Genomic DNA, 18,661 nt, shown 5'->3' with positions numbered 1-18,661 from the left:
GCAGCGGGGGATGGACGCGCGCGCCCAGTCCCCGATTGTTGCAGCAAGTGGCCGTCAGCGGTTAGCGCCGCGGCGGTAGACCTGCCCATGCGTGGCCGGATGCCGGCCCTTGCACGGTAGGCTGCACCGCTTGAAACAGCGGCTTGGGTTGGTGGCGGCATGGTCCCTCCCGAGATCGATGTTGCCATGTGAAAACGATTACATGTCAGAATAAACCAATGCATTCGTTTGCAGGAGATTTCCTTGCAGGCGCATGTGGCGTCACCGCCGTCGGGAGGGCCGAGGGCAGGGCGCACAACTTACGTTGAGGCCGAAGATGGCGAAAGTGCAGTTGGAAGGTGTCCGCAAGGTCTACGAGAACGGCCAGGTCGCGGTGCAGGGTGCGAGTTTCGAGGTCGCCGATGGCGAGTTGATGGTGCTGGTCGGTCCGTCCGGCTGCGGCAAGTCGACCCTGTTGCGCATGATCGCCGGGCTCGAGGACATCAGTGCCGGCACGTTGAAGATCGGCGAGCGTGTGGTCAACGACGTGGCTCCAAAGGACCGCGACATCGCCATGGTGTTCCAGAGCTATGCGCTCTACCCGCACATGACCGTGGCCGAGAACCTGGCCTTCGGGCTCAAGTTGCGCGGCCACCCCAAGCAGGTCATCGCCGAACGGGTCAACAACGCCGCCGAGCTGCTGGGGCTGACCCCGATGCTCGACAAGCTGCCCAAGGCGATGTCCGGCGGCCAGCGTCAGCGCGTGGCGCTGGGACGGGCGATGGTGCGCGAGTCGTCGGTGTTCCTGCTCGACGAGCCGCTGTCCAATCTGGATGCCAAGCTGCGCCACAGCGTGCGCACCGAGATCGCGCAGCTGCATCGCAAGCTGGGCACCACGATGATCTACGTCACCCACGATCAGGTCGAGGCGATGACGCTGGGTCAGCGCATCGTGGTGCTCAAGGACGGGGTGATCCAGCAGATCGACAGCCCGATGGCGCTGTACGACCGCCCGGCCAATCTGTTCGTGGCCGGATTCCTGGGCAGCCCGGCGATGAACGTGCTGCAGGGGCGCCTGGATGAGCAGGACGGCCTGCATCTGGTCATGGCCGATGGCTGGCGCGTGCCACTGGGTGCGGCCCGCATCGATCGCAGCTGGTTCGGTCGCGACGTGATCGTCGGCGTACGCCCGGAGCACCTGCAACCGTCAAGCGATGCCGCACTGGGCTTCGATGCGCGTATCGATGTGATCGAGCCGGTCGGCAACGAGATCTTCCTCAACCTCGACCGTGGTGGCCAGCCGCTGGTGATCCGTGTCGCACCGCAGGCCTTGCCGGCGGTAGGCGAGCCGCTGCGCCTGGCGCTGCGCAGCGAGGCGCTGCACTTCTTTGACCCGGCCAGCGGCGAACGGCTGGCGCCGGCCTAACGCGCCAGACCCTGCACGAACGCAAGCGGGCGGGCGGTATGCGCGCCCGCCTGCAGCACGGCGTCGGCCTCCAGGGTCAGCTCCAGCGGCAACACCGCCAGTGCGAGATCGCCCGCCACGCTGACCAGCGTGCCGACGATGGTCTCGCCCAGCAGCACGGCCTGGCCCGGTTCTGCCGCGGCATCACCGACGGCCGCCTCGACCTGCAGCAGCTGTAGCGCACGCTTGGCCTTGCCCAGGAAATGCGTCCGCGCAACGATTTCCTGGCCCGGATAGCAGCCCTTTTTGACGCTGAAGGCGTGCAGGCGATCCAGCGCCAGCTGTTGCGGCGTCCATTGCTCGCGCTGCGATTCGGGCAGGCGCGCCAGCCCCAGTTGCAGGTCCGCACGGCGCCAATCGGCGTCCATGCGGGCAGATTCGATAGGCGCGGCCAATGCCTGCTGGTCTGACAGCAGCACCAGCGTGCGCGGCAGGGCAGGGCTGCCCATGTCCAATTCGATACGCTGCGTTCCGATATCGGCCTGCGCGCCATGCGCGCACGCAGGTGTGGCGAAGCCGCCATAGGCCGAAAGCGCCGCCACGCCGATCTTGAGCTTGCGTCGGAACACAAAACGGCCGAGTTGCGCCGCGATCCCGGCCGCATCGCCGTCGGGCAGCAGCAGCAACAGGTGCGTGTCGTCCTCACGCAGGAGTGCGAAGATGGCGATCACGCGCCCCTTCGCTGTCAACCACGCATTCCATTGCCACTGCCCGATCGCCAGCGCCTGTACGTCGTTGGCAAATTGCGCATGCGCGAACGCCACTGCATCCGTCCCGGTCAAGCGGACGTATTGCATGTCATGCAGGGAGCCAAAACCCTGCGGAATAAGATTCAGGTTGTCAGCCACGGAAGGGGAGGACTAAAATCGCAATGTTGTGAGACCACTATGATAGGCCATCCAACCCCCACCCCAGCGCAGGATTCCGAGACGCAGCCTTCTCCTCAGGAGCATATTCCCGAGAAGCAGCCACTGCCCAAGGAAATTGGTGGACGCGACGGCCCTGAGCCAACGCGCTACGGCGACTGGGAAAAAAATGGACGCTGCATCGATTTTTGAGCAGCCTTTAGCCACAGCGGCCTAGTGCCGCCCAGCCGAGATACGAGCCCAGCGAATGGCGATCCGCGAACGTCCTCTTTCCCCGCATCTCCAGGTGTACCGCTGGCAGATACAGATGGTGACCTCGATTCTCAATCGAGCCACCGGCATCGTACTGTCCATCGGCGCTCTGGCGATTGCCGCCGCCCTGCTGACGTTGATGCTCGGCCCCGACCACTGGAATTGTTTCCGCGCGCATGCCGGCGCCTGGTACGGGCAAGTGTTCCTGTTCGGCTGGACCTGGTGCTTTGCGTTCCATCTGTTTGGCGGCCTGCGCCACATCCTGCAGGACTTCGGGCAGGGCTATGCAGTGCGCTCGTTCGTCAGCCTCGGCTGGCTGTCGCTGATCCTGAGCTTCGTGCTCACCGCTGCCATCTGGGCATATGTGCTGCTGGCCGGAGGTGCCGTATGAACCGCTACCGTACCCCGTTGAAGAACGTGCGTGGCCTGGGTGCCGCCAAGACCGGTACCGAACACTTCGTGGTGCAGCGCCTGACCGCCACCGCCCTGGTGCCGCTGTCGATCTGGTTCCTGATCTTCGTGCTGAGCCTGATCGGTGCCGATCACGCCGCAGCCAGTGCCGCCGTGGCCAAGCCGTGGAACGCGATTCTGTTGGTCGGCTTCCTGATCGCCTCGTTCTGGCATGCACAGCTGGGCATGCAGGTGGTGCTGGAAGATTACGTGCACAACTCGCTGCTGGCGCTTGCGGCGCAGACGATCGTGCGCTTCGTCGCCGTGCTGGGCGCCATTGTCAGCGTGTTTGCCGTGGCGCGTATTGCGCTTGGCATCAGCTGAGTCGTCCGCGACCAAACAGGAATCCATAATTCGATGTCCGCTTACAAGATCACAGAACACAAGTACGACATGGTCGTGGTGGGCGCCGGCGGCGCCGGCCTGCGCGCCACCTTCGGCCTGGCCCAGAAGGGCTTGCAGACCGTCTGCCTGACCAAGGTCTTCCCGACCCGCTCGCACACCGTGGCGGCACAGGGCGGTATTTCGGCCGCGCTCGGCAACATGGGCGAAGACGACTGGCGCTATCACTTCTACGACACCATCAAGGGCTCCGATTGGCTGGGTGACCAGGACGCAATCGAGTACATGTGCCGCGAGGCGATCCCGGCCATCATCGAGCTCGAGCACTACGGCGTGCCGTTCTCGCGTACCGAAGATGGCAAGATCTACCAGCGCCCGTTCGGTGGCATGACCACCAAGTACGGCGAGGGCCCGTCCGCGCAGCGCACCTGCGCGGCGGCCGACCGGACCGGTCACGCGATGCTGCATACGCTGTATCAGCAGTCCTTGGCGCACAACGCGCGCTTCATGATCGAGTACTTTGCGCTCGACCTGATCTTCGACGAAGAGGGCGTCTGCCGCGGCGTACTGGCGCTGGACATGGCCGATGGCAGCCTGCATCTGTTCCGCGCCCATGGCGTGGTGCTGGCCACCGGCGGCTATGGCCGCGCCTACTTCAGCGCCACCTCCGCGCACACCTGTACGGGTGACGGCGGCGGCCTGGTGATGCGTGCCGGCCTGCCGGTGCAGGACATGGAGTTCGTGCAGTTCCATCCCACCGGCATCTACGGCGCGGGCTGCCTGATCACCGAGGGCGTGCGTGGCGAAGGCGGCATCCTGCGCAACAGCAACGGCGAGCGCTTCATGGAGCGCTATGCACCGCATTATAAGGACCTGGCATCGCGCGACGTTGTCTCGCGCTCGATGACCGTGGAGATCCGCGAAGGCCGCGGCGTGGGCGAGCACAAGGACCACATCCTGCTCGACCTGACCCACCTCGGCCCGGAAGTCATCAACGAAAAGCTGCCCGGCATCGCCGAGAGCGCGCACATCTTTGCCGGTGTGGACGTGACCAAGCAGCCGATTCCGGTGCTGCCGACCGTGCACTACAACATGGGCGGCATTCCGACCAACTTCTACGGCGAAGTCGTGCGCAAGCAGGGCGACAACCCGGATGCGGTCGTGCCGGGCCTGTATGCGATCGGCGAAGCCGCCTGCGTGTCGGTGCACGGCGCCAACCGCCTGGGTTCCAACTCGCTGCTGGATTTGGTGGTGTTCGGCCGTGCGGTGGCCAACCGTTGCGCCGAGACGGTCAAGCCCAACCAGCCGCACAAGACGCTGCCGTCCGATGTCTGTGACAAGGCGCTGGGCCTGCTGGACAAGTTGCGCTACGCCAACGGCTCCACGCCGACCTCGGTGATCCGCGACAACATGCAGCGCACCATGCAGTCGGACGCGGCCGTGTTCCGTACCAGCAAGACGCTGAAGGAAGGCGTCGACAAGATGGCCGAGATCTTCGCCAGCTTCGAGGACGTCAAGGTCTCGGACCGCTCGCTGGTGTGGAACTCGGACCTGATCGAGACCTACGAGTTGAACAACCTGCTGCTCAATGCAGTGGCGACGATCAACTCGGCCGAGCAGCGCCACGAAAGCCGCGGCGCGCACTCGCACGAAGACTTCCCGGACCGCGACGACGTCAACTGGCAGAAGCACACCCTGGTCACCGTCGACGACAAGGGCAAGTGCGAGTTCGAATATCGTCCGGTGCACATGTACACGCTGAGCAAGGACGTGGACGTGGTCCCGCCGAAGCCGCGCGTTTACTGATCGATGCGCATGGATCGATCTGCTTTCGCCCTGCATCTGCTGGCCGGCCTGTCCGGGTACCGCAGCCATGCACCGCGCCAGCCGGATCGCGTCATGACGCAGGGGCAACGCCGGCACGCCGCCGGCGGTTGCGCCACCGCCTCGGCGGTGGCATCCGTCATCTTTACCTTCATGCGCACGGTGCGGTTGTCGTCCGCACCGCGCATCGCCTGAGCCAACGAGAGCAGCTATGGCAGAGTTCACCCTCCCCAAGAATTCAAAGATCGGCAAGGGCAAGCATTACCCTGCGCAGGGCGCCAAGAACACGCGCACCTTCAAGGTCTACCGCTGGGATCCGGATGGCGAGGCCAACCCGCGTACCGACAGCTACGAAATCGATCTCGACAAGTGCGGCCCGATGGTGTTGGACGCGCTGATCAAGATCAAGAACGAGATCGACCCGACGCTGGCGTTCCGTCGCTCCTGCCGCGAAGGCATCTGCGGCTCGTGCGCGATGAACATCGACGGCACCAACACGCTGGCCTGCACCAAGGCGATTGCCGCCTGCGGCAAGGCCGAGGTGCCGATCTATCCGCTGCCGCACATGAGCGTGATCAAGGACTTGGTGCCGGATCTGACGCATTTCTACGCGCAGTACGCATCGATCAAGCCGTGGATCCGCACCCAGACCCCGCCGCCGCCGGACCGCGAGCGCCTGCAGTCGCCGGAAGACCGCCGCAAGCTCGATGGTCTGTACGAGTGCATCCTGTGCGCCTGCTGCTCGACCAGCTGCCCGAGCTACTGGTGGAATGGCGAGCGCTATCTGGGCCCGGCGATCCTGCTGCAGGCGTATCGCTGGATCATCGACTCGCGCGACGAAGACACCGGTGCGCGCCTGGACGACCTGGAAGATCCGTTCAAGCTGTATCGCTGCCACACCATCATGAACTGCGCGCGGACCTGCCCGAAGGGCCTGAATCCGGCGCTGGCCATTGCCGAGATCAAGAAGCTGATGATGGCGCGTCGCGCCTGATCGCAGGTAGTGACGTCCCGCCTTGGCGGGGAGAGGGTTCACAGCGGCACCGGCCCTTGGTCTGGTGCCGCTGTCGTTTTCGGCGCCGCGTCAGGCGAGGAGAGTGAGATGGATGAACAAATCCTGCTGAAGAAACTGCGCTGGCGTTGCCGGCGCGGCATGCGCGAGCTCGATCAATTGTTCGGGCGCTATCTGGATCAGCGCTGGGCGCAGGCTTCCGAGTCCGAGCGCGCGGTTTTCCTACAGCTGCTGGATTGCGAAGACGATAAGTTGTGGCGCTGGTTCATGGGATACGAGACCTGCCCCGATGCCGCCAACGCCGCGCTCATCGCCGATATTCGCGCCATGCCGGCTTGAATGGCGCCCCTCGCGCGGGCTGGTCTGCGCACTGGGCGTGCTGAGTGCACTCGCGTTGTGGGCGCTCTGGCGTAGCGGGGTGCCGCCGTGGTTGGCAGTGTTGTTGGCGGTCCATGCAGTGGTGGCGGGCGGCCGATCGTTATGCGTGCTGTTGCGTTCGCCAACACGCGAGGTGATCGTGCCGTGGGGCCAAACGCCCGCCAGCGTTGACGGCAAGCAGGTGCAAGGCCTGCAGGTGGCATGGCGCGGCCCGATCGCGGTGGTGTCGTGGACTGGCCCGGATGCACGTCGCCGGCGCCTGCATTTCTGGCCGGATACCTTGCCGGTGGCGCAGCGACGTGAACTGCGTCTGGCCGCTCAGGCACACGCCATTTCGTCCGGGCAGCCGCAAGTGGCACCATAGCGTCCCTTTCCTGGTTGAACCGCATGTTCAAACCTATCCCGGTTGCCATCGGCTTGCGCTACCTGCGTGCCAAGCGGCGCAATGGCTTCATCTCGTTTATCTCGATGGCATCGATCCTGGGCATCGCCCTGGGCGTGACCGTGCTGATCACCACGCTGGCGGTGATGAGCGGTTTCCAGAAGGAGATCCGCGACCGTCTGCTGCAGATGGCCGCGCATGCCACCGTCAGTGCGGACGGCGCGCCAATGCACGACTGGCAGCATGCGGTCGAGGTCGCCATGGCCGATCCGCGCATCGCCGGTGCCGCGCCGTATATCGAAACCGAATCGCTGTTGCAGGGCCCGCGCAAGCAGCCGGCAATCGTGCGCGGCATCGTTCCTGCCGAAGAAGGCAAGGTGTCGGTACTGGCCAAGAAGATGCAGCAGGGGTCGGTCGACAGCTTGACTCCCGGCTCCTACAACATTGTCATCGGCAAGGAGCTGGCGCTGTGGCTGGGCGTGGACGTGGGCGACAGCATCGTCGTGCTGCTAAGCGATACCCAGGCCACGCCGCTGGGTGCGATGCCGCGGCTCAAACGCTTCACTGTCAGCGGAATCTTCGAGGCGGGCTACAACGAGATCGACCGCGGCCTGGCCGTGGTCAACATGCAGGACCTGGCGCGCGTGCTGCGCATGGACGGTGTCACCGGCGTGCGGCTGCGCCTGCACGACATGGACCAGGCCTGGCCGGTTGCGCGCGATCTGGCGGTGAAGTTGCATGGTCCGTACCGGGTCAGCGACTGGACCCAGGAGAACGCCAATCTCTACCATTCGTTGAAGATGGAAAAGACCGTGATGGGCATCCTGCTGTCGCTGATCGTGGCGATGGGTGCGTTCAACCTGGTGTCCTCGCAGGTGATGCTGGTCACCGACAAGCAGGCCGATATCGCCATCCTGCGCACCCTGGGCCTGTCGCCTGCGGGCGTGATGCAGGTGTTCATGGTGCAGGGTTCGTTGATCGGCTTCATGGGCACGATCATGGGCGTGATCGGCGGCATCGTGCTGACGCTCAATCTGGAACGCATCCTCGGGGTGATCGAGACGATCTTCAGCGTCAAGCTGCTGCCCGAGGACGTGTATTACATCACCGGGTTGCCGACCGACATGCAGACCCAGGACGTGGTGGTGATCACCGTCGTCGCGCTGGTGATGAGCTTCCTGGCGACCCTGTATCCGGCATGGCGCGCGTCGCGGACCCAACCGGCGGAGGCGCTGCGTTATGAATGAGATCAGGGAATCGGGATTCGGGAATCGGGAATCGGCCGTGCAGACGTCAAGCCACGCAGAAGCAGTGATCCGCGCCGAGGGTCTGGGCAAGACCTATGCCGAAGGCAAGATGCGCACACCGGTGTTCGATCGCTTGGATCTGACCGTGGCGACCGGCGAGACCGTGGCCATTGTCGGTGCCTCCGGTGCGGGCAAGAGCACGCTGCTGCATCTGCTCGGCGGGCTGGATGTTCCGACCTCGGGCGAGGTGTATGTGGCCGGCCGGCGCATGTCGGCGTTGTCCGATGGCGAGCGCGGCAAGTTGCGCAATCAGGCCCTGGGCTTCGTGTACCAGTTCCATCACCTGTTGCCGGAATTCACCGCGCTGGAAAACGTGATGATGCCGGTGCTGTTGTCCGGAAAAGATGTCGCGCTTGCCCGGGCGCAGGCCTTGCAGCTGCTGGAATCGGTGGGGCTCGGACATCGCATCGAACACAAGCCCAGCGAGTTGTCCGGTGGCGAGCGCCAGCGTGCGGCCGTGGCGCGTGCGCTGGTGAACAAGCCGGGCTGCGTGCTGGGCGATGAGCCAACCGGCAACCTGGACGACAAGACCGCCGAGACCGTGTTCGAGCTGATGCTGGAACTCAATCGTGCGCAGCGCACCAGCCTGGTCCTGGTGACCCACGACCGCAGTCTGGCGCGGCGTCTGGACCGCGTACTCGAATTGCACCAGGGCAAGCTGCGCGAGTTGGCGCCGTCTGCGGTGTAGGACGCACTGCCTGGCCGTCGGGCCAGTCCCTGACGGCTAGAGGGTGGTGAACCGCGGGTTTCCGATCGAAGATCCCGCATCCGGTTACCGGTGCACCTGTGTGATGGGCGATCGGATGCTGCCATACCCTGATTGCTGTGCATGCAGCGCCCGCGAGCATCGTCGCGTCGATGCGCGCTTTGGCAGGAAACGGTCGCCGTCACGTGGGTGACGGCGACCGGGTGCATCAGGGAATGATGCGCTGCGCGCGCAGGCGCGTGAACAATTCCAGGAACGATGCACGGCTGTCGTAGAAATCTTGAAAGCCCAGCTCGCGGCTCTTGGTCATGTCGTTGACGCACTCGATCTCGCGGCCCAGGTCGGCATCGGTGTGCCACCAGGATGCCAGCCGGTTGACGTCGGCTTCCACCAGGCCATGCTGCTTGGCGATCTCGCTCCACACCGCCGGGGCGGTCTCGCTCAGGCGTGCCTCCAGCGGCATCGGGGTCTCGGGGCAGGGCGCAGCTTCGAGCCCGAAGAAGTCGGCAATCTGGCTCCACATCCAGCGCCAGCGGAACACATCGCCATTGACGGTGTTGAAGGCCTGATTGCGCGCGGCCGGGCTCAGGCCGGCCCAGGCCAGCTGCTTGCCGAGCAGGCCGGCGTCGGTCAGGTCGGTGAGGCTGTTCCACTGCGCCTGCGATCCGGGAAACACGAACGGCTGGCCGGTGTGCTTGCACAGCGACGCGTACACCGCCAGCGTCACGCCCATGTTCATCGCATTGCTGCCGTTGGCCATGCCGATCATGGTGTGCGAGCGATGCACGCTCCAGCCGAAGCCATGCTGCTCGGCATGCGCGAACAACAGGTCTTCCAGCGTGTAGTAGAAATTCTCGCCGGGCTGGCGCGGTTCGCTTTCGCGGAACGGGGTTTCGGCCTTGCCGCTACCGTAGTTCTCGAACGCGCCCAGGTAGTGCTTGGTGCCGGTGACCAGCGCCATGTGCTGCAGCGGCGCATCGCTCAGCGCTTCGCACAGATGCCGCATCATCGCGCCGTTGGCTTCGACGTTTTCGCGCTCGGTGTCGCGCCGGGTCCAGGTGCAGAAGAATACGTGGGTGATCGGCAGGCCACGCAGCGCCTTGCTGGTGCTCTCGGCATCCAGCAGATCGGCCGCAAGCGGGATCACGCCATCCTGAGGCAGCGGGCGCCGTGCCAGGCCGTAGACGGTCCAGCCGTCGGCCACCAGGACATTGGCGAGGTTGTAACCGGAAATGCCGGTGACGCCGACAATCAGTGCAGTGCCTTTACGCATGGGGGAAACTCCTCGAAAACAGTGGCGAACATAGCGCGGCGGCCATGAAATCGAGGCGAATGCAGGCCGATACGGTCGATGTGCGGCCCGTACACACTGTCCTGCCCAGCGTGTTGCGCGTCTGTCGGGGGACGTTCCCCCGGCCGGATGTACCACGGCAGGCGCCGCCTTTTTCCTACCAGGCACAGCACCGATCGCTGCTGTGCCCGACACGGGCGCTGGCCTAACCTGAGTCGGTGGATGGACCACGGCCAGGATGGCGACCGACAGCATGCATGCGTCAGCACAGGCATCGCCTTCGCCGCAGCGCATATCGACGATAACGATCGCAGCGGCATTGTTGCTGGGCATCGTGGTGTGCGCATGGTCGCCTGCGCTGCTGTCGCGTGCGGTCTATGCGGCCTGCCTTGGTGCAGCGGCGCTGGGCATCGGTGTCAGCACATGGCTGCGTTTGCGGCCAAGGGTGCTGGTGTGGGCGCTGGCCACCGCCGTTTTCGGTTTCGGGCTGATGGGCTGGCAGGTCGCCGGTGTCCTGCAGGCACAACTGCGTCCGCAGGATGAAGCGCAAGAACTGACGGTGCGCGGTCAGATCGTCGAGTTGCCGGTCGCCGAGCCACGACGCACGCGCTTTCAACTGCGTGTGGATGACGATCCCGCGCAGCCTGCCGCACTGCGCGGCCAGCTGCTGCAGCTGGCCTGGTATGACGATTTCGGTGCCGAGCGGATGGGGCCGCGTAGCGCGCTGCGCGCAGGCGCAGGCTGGCGGCTGCGGCTCAAGCTGCGGGCGCCGCGTGGCTTGCGCAATCCTGGCGGGTTCGATGCCGAGCGGCATGCGCTGGCACAGCGCATTGCCGCGACCGGCTATGTACGGGTGCCGGCCGCTGCGCAGCAGGTCGCGGCACCGCGTGGGGTGGATGCCTGGCGCGAAGGAATGTCGCAGCGCATTGCCGAGCGCGTGCCCGGGCCGTCGACGCCTTACCTGCGCGCGCTCGCGTTGGGCGACACGCGCGGGCTGGACGACGCGGCCTGGGCCACGCTGCGCGCGACCGGGCTCAGCCATCTGATTGCGATCTCGGGGTTTCATGTGGGGCTGGTCGCTGCGTTCGTCGCCGTGCTGGTCGCCGGGCTCTGGCGTTGCTGGCCAGCGCTTGGCACCCGGATTCCGCGTGCCCACGCGGCGGCAGTCGCCGCCTCGCTCGGTGCGGCTGGTTATGCGGTGCTGGCGGGTCTGGCGCTGCCCACGGTGCGCACCGTACTGATGATTGCCGTGGTCGCGTTGGCGCGGGTGGTACGGCGCCGTGCCACCACCGCGCAGATCCTCGCGCTGGCGATGTTGGCAGTGCTGCTTTGGGATCCGCTGAGCGTGCTGGTGGCCGGCTTCTGGCTCAGCTTTGCCGGGGTGGCCTGGCTGGTGTGGTGTCTGCCAGCGGACGATCGCGCGATCGTGCGGGGCTTCCTGTCCGCCCAGACCGTGGCCACCGTCGGCCTGCTGCCGTTGACCGTCAGCCTGTTCGGGCAGGCATCGTTGGTGGGGCCATTGGCCAATCTGGTCGCCATTCCCTGGTGGACCTTCGTGGTGGTGCCACTTGCCTTGCTGGGGACTGCGCTGGAAGCACTTCATCCGGGCCTGGGCGTGTGGGCATGGCGATTGGCGGGCTGGTGCTTCGAGCTGTCCTGGCCGGGCCTGGTCTGGCTCGGGCAGACGTCGGTGGCGTTGTGGTGGGTGCCCGAGTCCGATGCGACCGCCTTGGTCGTGGCCCTGCTCGGCGCGTTCTGGTTGTTGCTGCCGCGCGGCACGCCCGGCAAATCGCTGGCGGTGCTGCTATGGCTGCCGCTGCTGTGGCCGGACCGCGAACTGCCCGCGGCTGGCGAGGCCGACGTGCAGGTGCTGGACGTGGGGCAGGGCCTGGCGGTGCTGGTGCGCACGCAACGGCATGCGCTGCTATTCGACACCGGGCCGGCGGTGCGCGATGGTTTCGATGCCGGTGAGCGGGTGGTGCTGCCGGCATTGCGCGCGCTCGGCTTGCGCCGCCTGGATGCCATCGTGCTCAGTCATGCCGACGCCGACCACGCTGGCGGCTATGCGGCAGTACGTGCGGGATTGCCCGTTGCAATGACGGCGGCGCCGCCACAGGCGCCGCTGGACGTCAGCACGCGCTGCCTTGCTGGCCAACAGTGGTCATGGGACGGGGTGCGCTTTCGCTTCCTGCATCCCAGCGCCGGTTTTCCGTATCTGCGCAATCAATCCAGTTGCGTGCTGCGTGTCGAGACGCGCCATGCAAGCGCGCTGTTGCCGGGCGATATCGGCGAGATCGTCGAGCGGCGCCTGCTGCGGCAGCATGCCCCGGAGTTGCGTGCCGATCTGGTGGTGGTCCCGCACCATGGCAGCGCCGACGGCTCGCATGCCGGCTTCATCGCCGCCACCGGCGCGCGGCTGGCGCTGGTGTCTTCCGGACACGGCAATCGCTTCGGCCACCCGCGTGCCGAGGTGGTGCAGCGCTGGCAGGGCAGTGGCGCGGAGCTGCTCGACACGGCCCAGGCCGGGGCGATCCGGGTCTGGCTGGGCGCCGACGGCCTGCAGGTACGCGAGCGACGGCGCTGGCAGCCACGGCTGTGGGATGCTGCGGAACGGCGGCGGTCGGCTGCTATCCTATCGACCAGCGAATAGGCGGCCGCGTCGCCGGAGGAATCGAATCGTGTTGGAGCTGGTCAAGGCAGGCGGTTGGCCGATGGTGCCGTTGCTGTTGCTGGGCGTGATCGCCCTGGCGATCGTGCTGGAGCGCCTGTGGAGCCTGCGCCGCAACGAGGTGGCCCCGCCAGGCCTGGGCGAAGAGGTCCGCAACTGGGCTGCGCGCGGCAAGCTGGATCCCAGCCACATTGAATCGCTGCGTCGCAATTCGCCACTGGGCGCCTTGCTGGCCGCAGCGCTGGACGTGCGTGGGCGTCCGCGTGAGTTGATTCGCGAGCGCATCGAGGACACCGGCCGGCACGTGGTGCACCGCATGGAGCGCTATCTGAATGCATTGGGCACGATCGCCTCGGCCGGGCCGTTGCTGGGACTGCTGGGCACGGTGGTCGGCATGATCCAGATGTTCCTGGGCATCCTCGATCACGGCGTGGGCGATGTGAACCAGCTGGCCGGCGGCATCGGCAAGGCGCTGGTGTGCACGGCCACCGGCATGATCATCGCGGTGCCGGCGTTGATGGCGCATCGCTTCTTCAAGGGCCGCATCGCCGGCTACATCATCGAGATGGAGCAGGAAGCCACCTTGCTGCTGGACACCATGGACGGCCGCTCGGTGCCGGCCGCCGCGGCGCCGCTTGCGGCAGCTGGCAAACCCGTCATGGCAAAGGGCTGACGGATGCGCATCGGCAGTGACCGACGCCAGGACGAGCCGCATATCGATCTGGTGCCATTGATTGACGTGATCCTTGTCCTCATCATCTTTTTCGTGGTGACCACGACCTTCGACGCACGCTCCACGCTGCAATTGCAGCTGCCGACCGCCAGCGACCAGCACACCAGCGCGCCGCCGCGTTCATTGAGCGTACTGGTCAATGCCGACGGGCGTTATTTCATCAACGATCAGGAAGTGCTGCGTTCGGATGTGGATTCGCTCAAGCAGACCATTGCCCAGATCGCCGGTGACGACCGCGAGCAGACGGTGTTGATGCGCGCCGATGCGCGTACACCGTATCAGGCGGTGGTGACCGCCCAGGATGCGCTGGGGCAGCTCGGCTTCCGCCGCATCGCGATCGCCACAGCGCCGCAGGCCGGCACCACACCCACACCCGGCCACACACGCACTAACGGAACCCGCCAGTGACCACCTCCAACGACCGCCCGGCGCCAGTCTCGTCCTGGCGCACGTACCGTCGCCTGCTGGCCTTCGCCAAGCCGTATCGCCTGTTGCTGGTCGCCGCGCTGATTGCCGCGCTGATCGAGGCGGCAGGTACGACCGGCTTTCTGGCGTTGATGAAGCCGATCACCGACGAGACCTTCATCTACAAGAATGCCGAGGTCAGCCGCTGGCTGCCGGTGCAGATCATCCTGTTGTTCGTGGTGCGCGGGGTCGCCGGCTATATCACCGATATGGCGATGGGCAAATCCGCGCGCAGCATCGCGCGCGACCTGCGCGTCAAGGTGATGTCCAAATACCTGCGTCTGCCGGGGTCGCGCTTCGACTCCGAGCCGGTCCCGTCGATGCTGATCCGCCTGGGCTCGGACTCGGATCAGGTGGCGCAAGCGGCGGTGGATGCGGTCAAGGTGATGATCCAGCAGTCGCTGCAGGTGATCGGCGCGTTGGCGCTGATGCTGTGGCATAGCTGGCAGGTCACGCTGACCATCCTGGTGCTGGCACCGGTGCTGGCCTGGGTGATGGACAAGGTGGCGCGGCGCTACCGTCGCATCAGCCACAGCATCCAGGAAAGCGGCGCGCATCTGTTGCAGGCGGCCGACCAGACCTTGTCCAGTCACCAGGAGGTCAAGATCTACGGCGCCCAGCAGACCGAAATGGAGCGCTATGGCGCGCTGGCCGACCGCAATCTGCGGCTGGCGATGAAGGTCGAATCCACGCGCGGCATTTCCACCGCCACGGTGCAGATGATCGGCGCGATCGGTCTGTCGGCGCTGCTGTTCGTGGCTGGTGCCCAGGCATTGGCCGGGCGGCTGACCGCCGGTGATTTCGTGGTGCTGATGACATCGATGCTGACGATCATTCCCGGGCTCAAGCAGCTTACCAATGTGCAGAACATGGTGCAGCGCGGCCTGGCCTCGGCCGAGCGCCTGTTCTCGGTGCTCGACAGTGCCGACGAGCCGGATCAGGGCACGGTGCCGCTGACGCGCGCCAAGGGCTTGATCGAGTTCCGCAACGTCACTGCGCGTTATCCGGGGCAGGTGAATCCGGCCCTGGCCGAGGTCAGTTTCGTGGCGCAGCCGGGCACGGTGACGGCGATCGTCGGGCGTTCCGGCAGCGGCAAGTCCAGCCTGATCAAGTTGATTCCGCGCTTCTACGAGGCAGAGTCCGGGCAGATCCTGCTCGACGGTCACCCGGTGCAGGCGTACGCATTGGCCGATCTGCGTCGGCAGATCGCCCTGGTCGGCCAGCAGGTGATGCTGTTCGATGGCAGCATCGCCGACAACGTCGCCTATGGCGAAATGCGCAGTGCCGACGCCGGCCAGCTGGAACGCGCGATCCTGGGCGCCAATGCGATGGAGTTCGTCGCGCAGCTGCCCGAAGGCCTGCAGTCGCACGTGGGCACCAAGGGCGGGCGCCTGTCCGGTGGTCAGCGCCAGCGTCTGGCGATCGCGCGCGCGATGCTCAAGGACGCACCGATTCTGATCCTGGACGAAGCCACTGCGGCGCTGGACAACGAATCCGAACGCCTGGTGCAGGACGCCCTGCATAAATTGATGCCGGACCGTACCACCCTGGTGATCGCGCACCGCCTGTCCACGATCGAGCATGCCGACCAGGTGCTGGTGATGGACCAGGGTCGCATCGTCGAGCGCGGCACCCATCGCCAATTGCTGGAGCAGGGTGGCTTGTACTCGCATCTGCACGGCATGCAGTTTCGCGAACGTCAGGCATGAGCAAGCGCGGCGCCCGCACGCCGGGCTACTGGTACGACAATGCGCCGATTCCGCTGTCGGCGCGCCTGCTGGCGCCGGTCTACGGTGCTGCCATCGCGCTGCGACGCGCGCTGTATCGCCGCGGCTGGCGCAAGCGCCACGGCGTGCCGGTGCCGGTGATCGTGGTGGGCAACGTCACCGCCGGCGGCACCGGCAAGACCCCGTTGACGATTGCCCTGGTCGCCAAGTTGCAGGAGGCCGGCTGGACGCCCGGCGTGGCCAGCCGCGGGTATGGCCGTGACGAATCGGGCACGGCGCGCTGGGTCGAGGCGGACACGCCGGTGGCGCTCGGCGGCGATGAGCCGGTACTGATCGCCTGGAAAACCGGCGCACGCGTGCGCGTGGACCGCGATCGCCTGGCCGCGGCGCGCGCCCTGGTCGAAGCAGGCTGCGACATCGTCGTCTGCGACGACGGGCTGCAGCACTACCGGCTCGCCCGCGATGTGGAGATCGAAGTGGTCGATGGCCAGCGCCGTTACGGCAACGGGCGCCTGTTGCCGGCCGGGCCGTTGCGCGAGCCGGCGGCGCGTGCGCGCGACTGCGATTTCCGCGTGGTCAATCTGGGCCAGGCCAGCGCAGCGACGACGACACCCGTGCCCGCGCCCGATGACGCCGGATTCGGCGAATGGCAGATGCGCCTGAGCATCGACAGCGTGCAACCCATGGATGGCAAGCGCGCTCAGCCATTGAGCAGGCTGGCCGGCCAGCGCGTGCATGCAGTGGCCGGGATTGCGCATCCGGAACGCTTCTTCGCGATGCTGCGCGCGCGGGGCATCGGCGTGGTGCCGCATGCCTTTCCCGATCACCACGTCTATCGCGCCGCCGACTTCAGTTTCGGCAGCCGCCTGCCGGTGCTGATGACCGAAAAAGACGCGGTCAAATGCCGGCCCTTCGCCGACGAGTGGCTGTACAGCGTACCGCTCAAGGCAGAGTTGCCGGCGGCGTTCTGGGTGAGTCTGCTGGATCGCCTGGACAAGTTGGCGAGTCGGCAAGGCGTGTAAGCGCGGCGCCAGCAATGGCGCCGTGGATGGACCCTTCAGCGATCTAAAGCGCTGGGCACTTTCCGAGCTGTCCTGAAGTGCTGGGTGCGACAATCGGCTTTGATGCCTGGCTTGGCTGCAGGGTCCTTGCCCACCCACCATCGCAGGACACGCCGCAAGTACGTCCGTGTAGGCTCTGGCGCGGCATCCATGCCGCTCAAGGTCCCGCGACGGTGGGCGGGCAAGGACCAGTCGGGATGGTCGGTGCGCACAGTTTAAAAAGCAGTGCGAGAGGTGCGTTGTCCGACACTGATACGCTTTCTCGACGTCCGGTGCAGATCAAGCGACAACCAGCTTTTCACGTGGCCAGCGACCAACTCTCTGGTGCGGTGAGGACACCGCGCCCTCGATTCACTTAAGCTTTTGCTTAAGCATCGAACCGCGTTTCCGCGATGCAATGGTTCGAAGTCGTGGATGCTTTATGCGTAAAAACTTCAAGCATCACGCGGGTGCATGATGCGATGTGGTCATCTCGTTTCCTCACACATTCCAGTTTTCCAGAGCGCGCACGTATGACTAACTCAACGCCTGCAGATTTCGTCGTCGCCATTCCCGCGCGCTACGCGTCCACGCGCTTGCCGGGCAAGCCGCTGCAATTGATCGGCGATCGCCCGATGATCCAGCATGTGGCCGAGCGGGCACTGCTGGCCGGGGCGCGCGAGGTCTGGGTGGCCACCGACGATGCGCGCATTGCCGAGGTGATCGACGGCCTGCCCGGCGTGCATGTGGCGATGACCGGCAATGCGCACGTATCGGGAACCGACCGGCTTGCCGAATGCGCGCGGATCGCCGGCTGGGTGGCCGACACCTGCGTGGTGAACCTGCAGGGCGACGAGCCGTTCGCGCCGGCGGCCGGCATCCGTGCGGTGGCCCAGCTGCTGCTGCACTCCGGTGCCGAGATGGCCACGCTGGCCGCGCAGGTCGACGACGCGCACGAGCTGTTCGATCCGAATGTGGTCAAGCTGGTGCGTAGTGCTGGCGGCGACGCCTTGTATTTCAGCCGCGCGCCGATTCCCTGGCATCGCGACAGCTTTGCCAGTCAGCCCGACACCTTGCCCGGTGACGGGCAGTGGCTGCGCCACATCGGGATCTATGCCTACCGTGCGGGGTTTCTGCAGCGCTTTGCCGCAATGCCGCCCGGCATGCTGGAGCGCATCGAGTCACTGGAACAACTGCGCGTGATGGAGGCCGGCCACCGCATCGCGGTGGCAGTGACGCCCGAGCAGTTTCCGCCGGGCATCGATACCCCGGACGATCTGGCGCGCGCGCAGACGCGCCTGGCGTCGGCATGAGGGTGCTGATCGTGTGCCTGGGCAACATCTGCCGCTCGCCAATGGGCGAGGGCGCCCTGCGTGCGCGGCTGGACGAGGCGCGTCTGTCGCGGCGGATCGAGGTCGATTCGGCCGGTACCGGCGACTGGCATGCCGGCGACCCACCCGATCCGCGCGCGATTCGCTGTGCACGCGGCCATGGCGTGGACATCTCCGGATTGCGCGCGCGCCAGGTGCGTACGGCAGACTTCGAGCACTTCGACTGGCTGCTGTGCGCCGATGGCAGCAATCTGCGTGATCTGCAACGCCTCGCCCCGGCGCCGCTGCGCGACAAGCTGGCCTTGTGGCTGCCCTGGGCGGGTGTGGAAGAGCGCGACGAGATCCCCGACCCCTACACCGGTGGCATGGACGATTTCGAGCGTGCCTGGCAACTGGTCGATACCGCTGCGCGCCAGACCGTGGCCAGGCTCACCCGCCGCTAA

General features: G+C 66.1%; 19 protein-coding genes and 1 pseudogene. 18 read left to right on the top strand and 2 right to left on the bottom strand.

All coding sequences use genetic code 11. The features are described 5' to 3' along the window. The first annotated feature begins 316 nt into the window (after window positions 1-316). The gene (gene ugpC, locus H7A87_RS10785) at window positions 317-1,405 is read left to right on the top strand and encodes a sn-glycerol-3-phosphate ABC transporter ATP-binding protein UgpC (RefSeq protein ID WP_115676952.1); all 1,089 of its coding nucleotides are present in this window, start codon (window positions 317-319) and stop codon (window positions 1,403-1,405) included. On the opposite strand, the gene H7A87_RS10780 is transcribed toward ugpC, so the two are convergent. After that, window positions 1,402-2,292: a folate-binding protein YgfZ gene (locus H7A87_RS10780; protein ID WP_119128724.1), complete on the bottom strand. Its 891-nt coding sequence runs from the start codon at window positions 2,290-2,292 to the stop codon at window positions 1,402-1,404. The two genes, ugpC and H7A87_RS10780, sit on opposite strands and share 4 nt — an antisense overlap. Here H7A87_RS10780 and H7A87_RS20995 point away from each other — a divergent pair. The 10 genes from H7A87_RS20995 (at window position 2,194) to lolD (ending at window position 8,945) form a co-directional block, all read left to right on the top strand. Then, complete coding sequence (locus H7A87_RS20995) at window positions 2,194-2,502, top strand: DUF1674 domain-containing protein (RefSeq protein WP_338121599.1); 309 nt, start codon at window positions 2,194-2,196, stop codon at window positions 2,500-2,502. The two genes, H7A87_RS10780 and H7A87_RS20995, sit on opposite strands and share 99 nt — an antisense overlap. A gap of 55 nt (window positions 2,503-2,557) precedes the next feature. Further along, window positions 2,558-2,953 carry a succinate dehydrogenase, cytochrome b556 subunit gene (gene sdhC / locus H7A87_RS10770; RefSeq protein ID WP_104582560.1) on the top strand — a complete coding sequence of 132 codons (396 nt, stop codon included), beginning with the start codon at window positions 2,558-2,560 and terminating at the stop codon, window positions 2,951-2,953. After that, entirely contained in the window at window positions 2,950-3,336 is a 387-nt protein-coding gene (gene sdhD, locus H7A87_RS10765) for a succinate dehydrogenase, hydrophobic membrane anchor protein (RefSeq protein WP_016902592.1), read from the top strand. The genes sdhC and sdhD overlap by 4 nt, the downstream gene beginning before the upstream one ends. A gap of 33 nt (window positions 3,337-3,369) precedes the next feature. Continuing rightward, entirely contained in the window at window positions 3,370-5,160 is a 1,791-nt protein-coding gene (gene sdhA / locus H7A87_RS10760) for a succinate dehydrogenase flavoprotein subunit (RefSeq protein WP_104650447.1), read from the top strand. A gap of 3 nt (window positions 5,161-5,163) precedes the next feature. Beyond that, window positions 5,164-5,373, top strand: a complete 210-nt coding sequence (locus tag H7A87_RS10755; protein WP_115676954.1) for a hypothetical protein — start codon at window positions 5,164-5,166, stop codon at window positions 5,371-5,373. Window positions 5,374-5,389: 16 nt separating this feature from the next. Then, a complete protein-coding gene (locus tag H7A87_RS10750; RefSeq protein WP_024938686.1) occupies window positions 5,390-6,172 on the top strand; it encodes a succinate dehydrogenase iron-sulfur subunit in 783 nt (260 codons plus the stop codon). A gap of 108 nt (window positions 6,173-6,280) precedes the next feature. Then, the gene (locus tag H7A87_RS10745) at window positions 6,281-6,529 is read left to right on the top strand and encodes a succinate dehydrogenase assembly factor 2 (RefSeq protein ID WP_119128725.1); all 249 of its coding nucleotides are present in this window, start codon (window positions 6,281-6,283) and stop codon (window positions 6,527-6,529) included. Continuing rightward, a complete protein-coding gene (locus H7A87_RS10740) occupies window positions 6,480-6,932 on the top strand; it encodes a hypothetical protein (protein WP_119128726.1) in 453 nt (150 codons plus the stop codon). Before H7A87_RS10745 ends, H7A87_RS10740 begins: the two co-directional genes overlap by 50 nt. Window positions 6,933-6,955: 23 nt before the next feature. Continuing rightward, the gene (locus tag H7A87_RS10735; protein WP_104582565.1) at window positions 6,956-8,197 is read left to right on the top strand and encodes a lipoprotein-releasing ABC transporter permease subunit; all 1,242 of its coding nucleotides are present in this window, start codon (window positions 6,956-6,958) and stop codon (window positions 8,195-8,197) included. Continuing rightward, entirely contained in the window at window positions 8,190-8,945 is a 756-nt protein-coding gene (gene lolD / locus H7A87_RS10730) for a lipoprotein-releasing ABC transporter ATP-binding protein LolD (RefSeq protein ID WP_180496627.1), read from the top strand. The genes H7A87_RS10735 and lolD overlap by 8 nt, the downstream gene beginning before the upstream one ends. A gap of 226 nt (window positions 8,946-9,171) precedes the next feature. Here lolD and H7A87_RS10725 read toward each other — a convergent pair whose 3' ends face one another. Beyond that, entirely contained in the window at window positions 9,172-10,236 is a 1,065-nt protein-coding gene (locus H7A87_RS10725; RefSeq protein ID WP_119128728.1) for an SDR family oxidoreductase, read from the bottom strand. 256 nt (window positions 10,237-10,492) lie between these two features. Here H7A87_RS10725 and H7A87_RS10720 point away from each other — a divergent pair. The 7 genes and pseudogenes from H7A87_RS10720 to H7A87_RS10690 all read left to right on the top strand — a co-directional run. Further along, a pseudogene (locus H7A87_RS10720) lies at window positions 10,493-13,039 on the top strand (DNA internalization-related competence protein ComEC/Rec2); the annotation flags it as partial. After that, entirely contained in the window at window positions 12,933-13,595 is a 663-nt protein-coding gene (locus tag H7A87_RS10715) for a MotA/TolQ/ExbB proton channel family protein (RefSeq protein WP_119128730.1), read from the top strand. The pseudogene H7A87_RS10720 and the gene H7A87_RS10715, both read left to right, overlap by 107 nt. Before the next feature lie 3 nt (window positions 13,596-13,598). Further along, window positions 13,599-14,063: a biopolymer transporter ExbD gene (locus tag H7A87_RS10710; RefSeq protein ID WP_104582570.1), complete on the top strand. Its 465-nt coding sequence runs from the start codon at window positions 13,599-13,601 to the stop codon at window positions 14,061-14,063. Further along, window positions 14,060-15,829: a lipid A export permease/ATP-binding protein MsbA gene (gene msbA, locus H7A87_RS10705; RefSeq protein ID WP_104582571.1), complete on the top strand. Its 1,770-nt coding sequence runs from the start codon at window positions 14,060-14,062 to the stop codon at window positions 15,827-15,829. The genes H7A87_RS10710 and msbA overlap by 4 nt, the downstream gene beginning before the upstream one ends. Next, entirely contained in the window at window positions 15,826-16,869 is a 1,044-nt protein-coding gene (lpxK, locus tag H7A87_RS10700; RefSeq protein ID WP_119128731.1) for a tetraacyldisaccharide 4'-kinase, read from the top strand. Before msbA ends, lpxK begins: the two co-directional genes overlap by 4 nt. 551 nt (window positions 16,870-17,420) lie before the next feature. After that, complete coding sequence (gene kdsB / locus H7A87_RS10695; protein ID WP_119128733.1) at window positions 17,421-18,200, top strand: 3-deoxy-manno-octulosonate cytidylyltransferase; 780 nt, start codon at window positions 17,421-17,423, stop codon at window positions 18,198-18,200. Next, window positions 18,197-18,661, top strand: coding sequence for a low molecular weight protein-tyrosine-phosphatase (locus tag H7A87_RS10690; protein WP_119128734.1), 465 nt, complete (start codon window positions 18,197-18,199; stop codon window positions 18,659-18,661). Before kdsB ends, H7A87_RS10690 begins: the two co-directional genes overlap by 4 nt.

The sequence above is a fragment of the Xanthomonas sp. CPBF 426 genome (assembly GCF_903989465.1).
Taxonomy (GTDB): Bacteria; Pseudomonadota; Gammaproteobacteria; order Xanthomonadales; family Xanthomonadaceae; genus Xanthomonas; species Xanthomonas euroxanthea.
The sequence above is the reverse complement of the archived record's forward strand: the minus strand, read 5'-3'. Positions and strand labels throughout refer to the sequence as shown.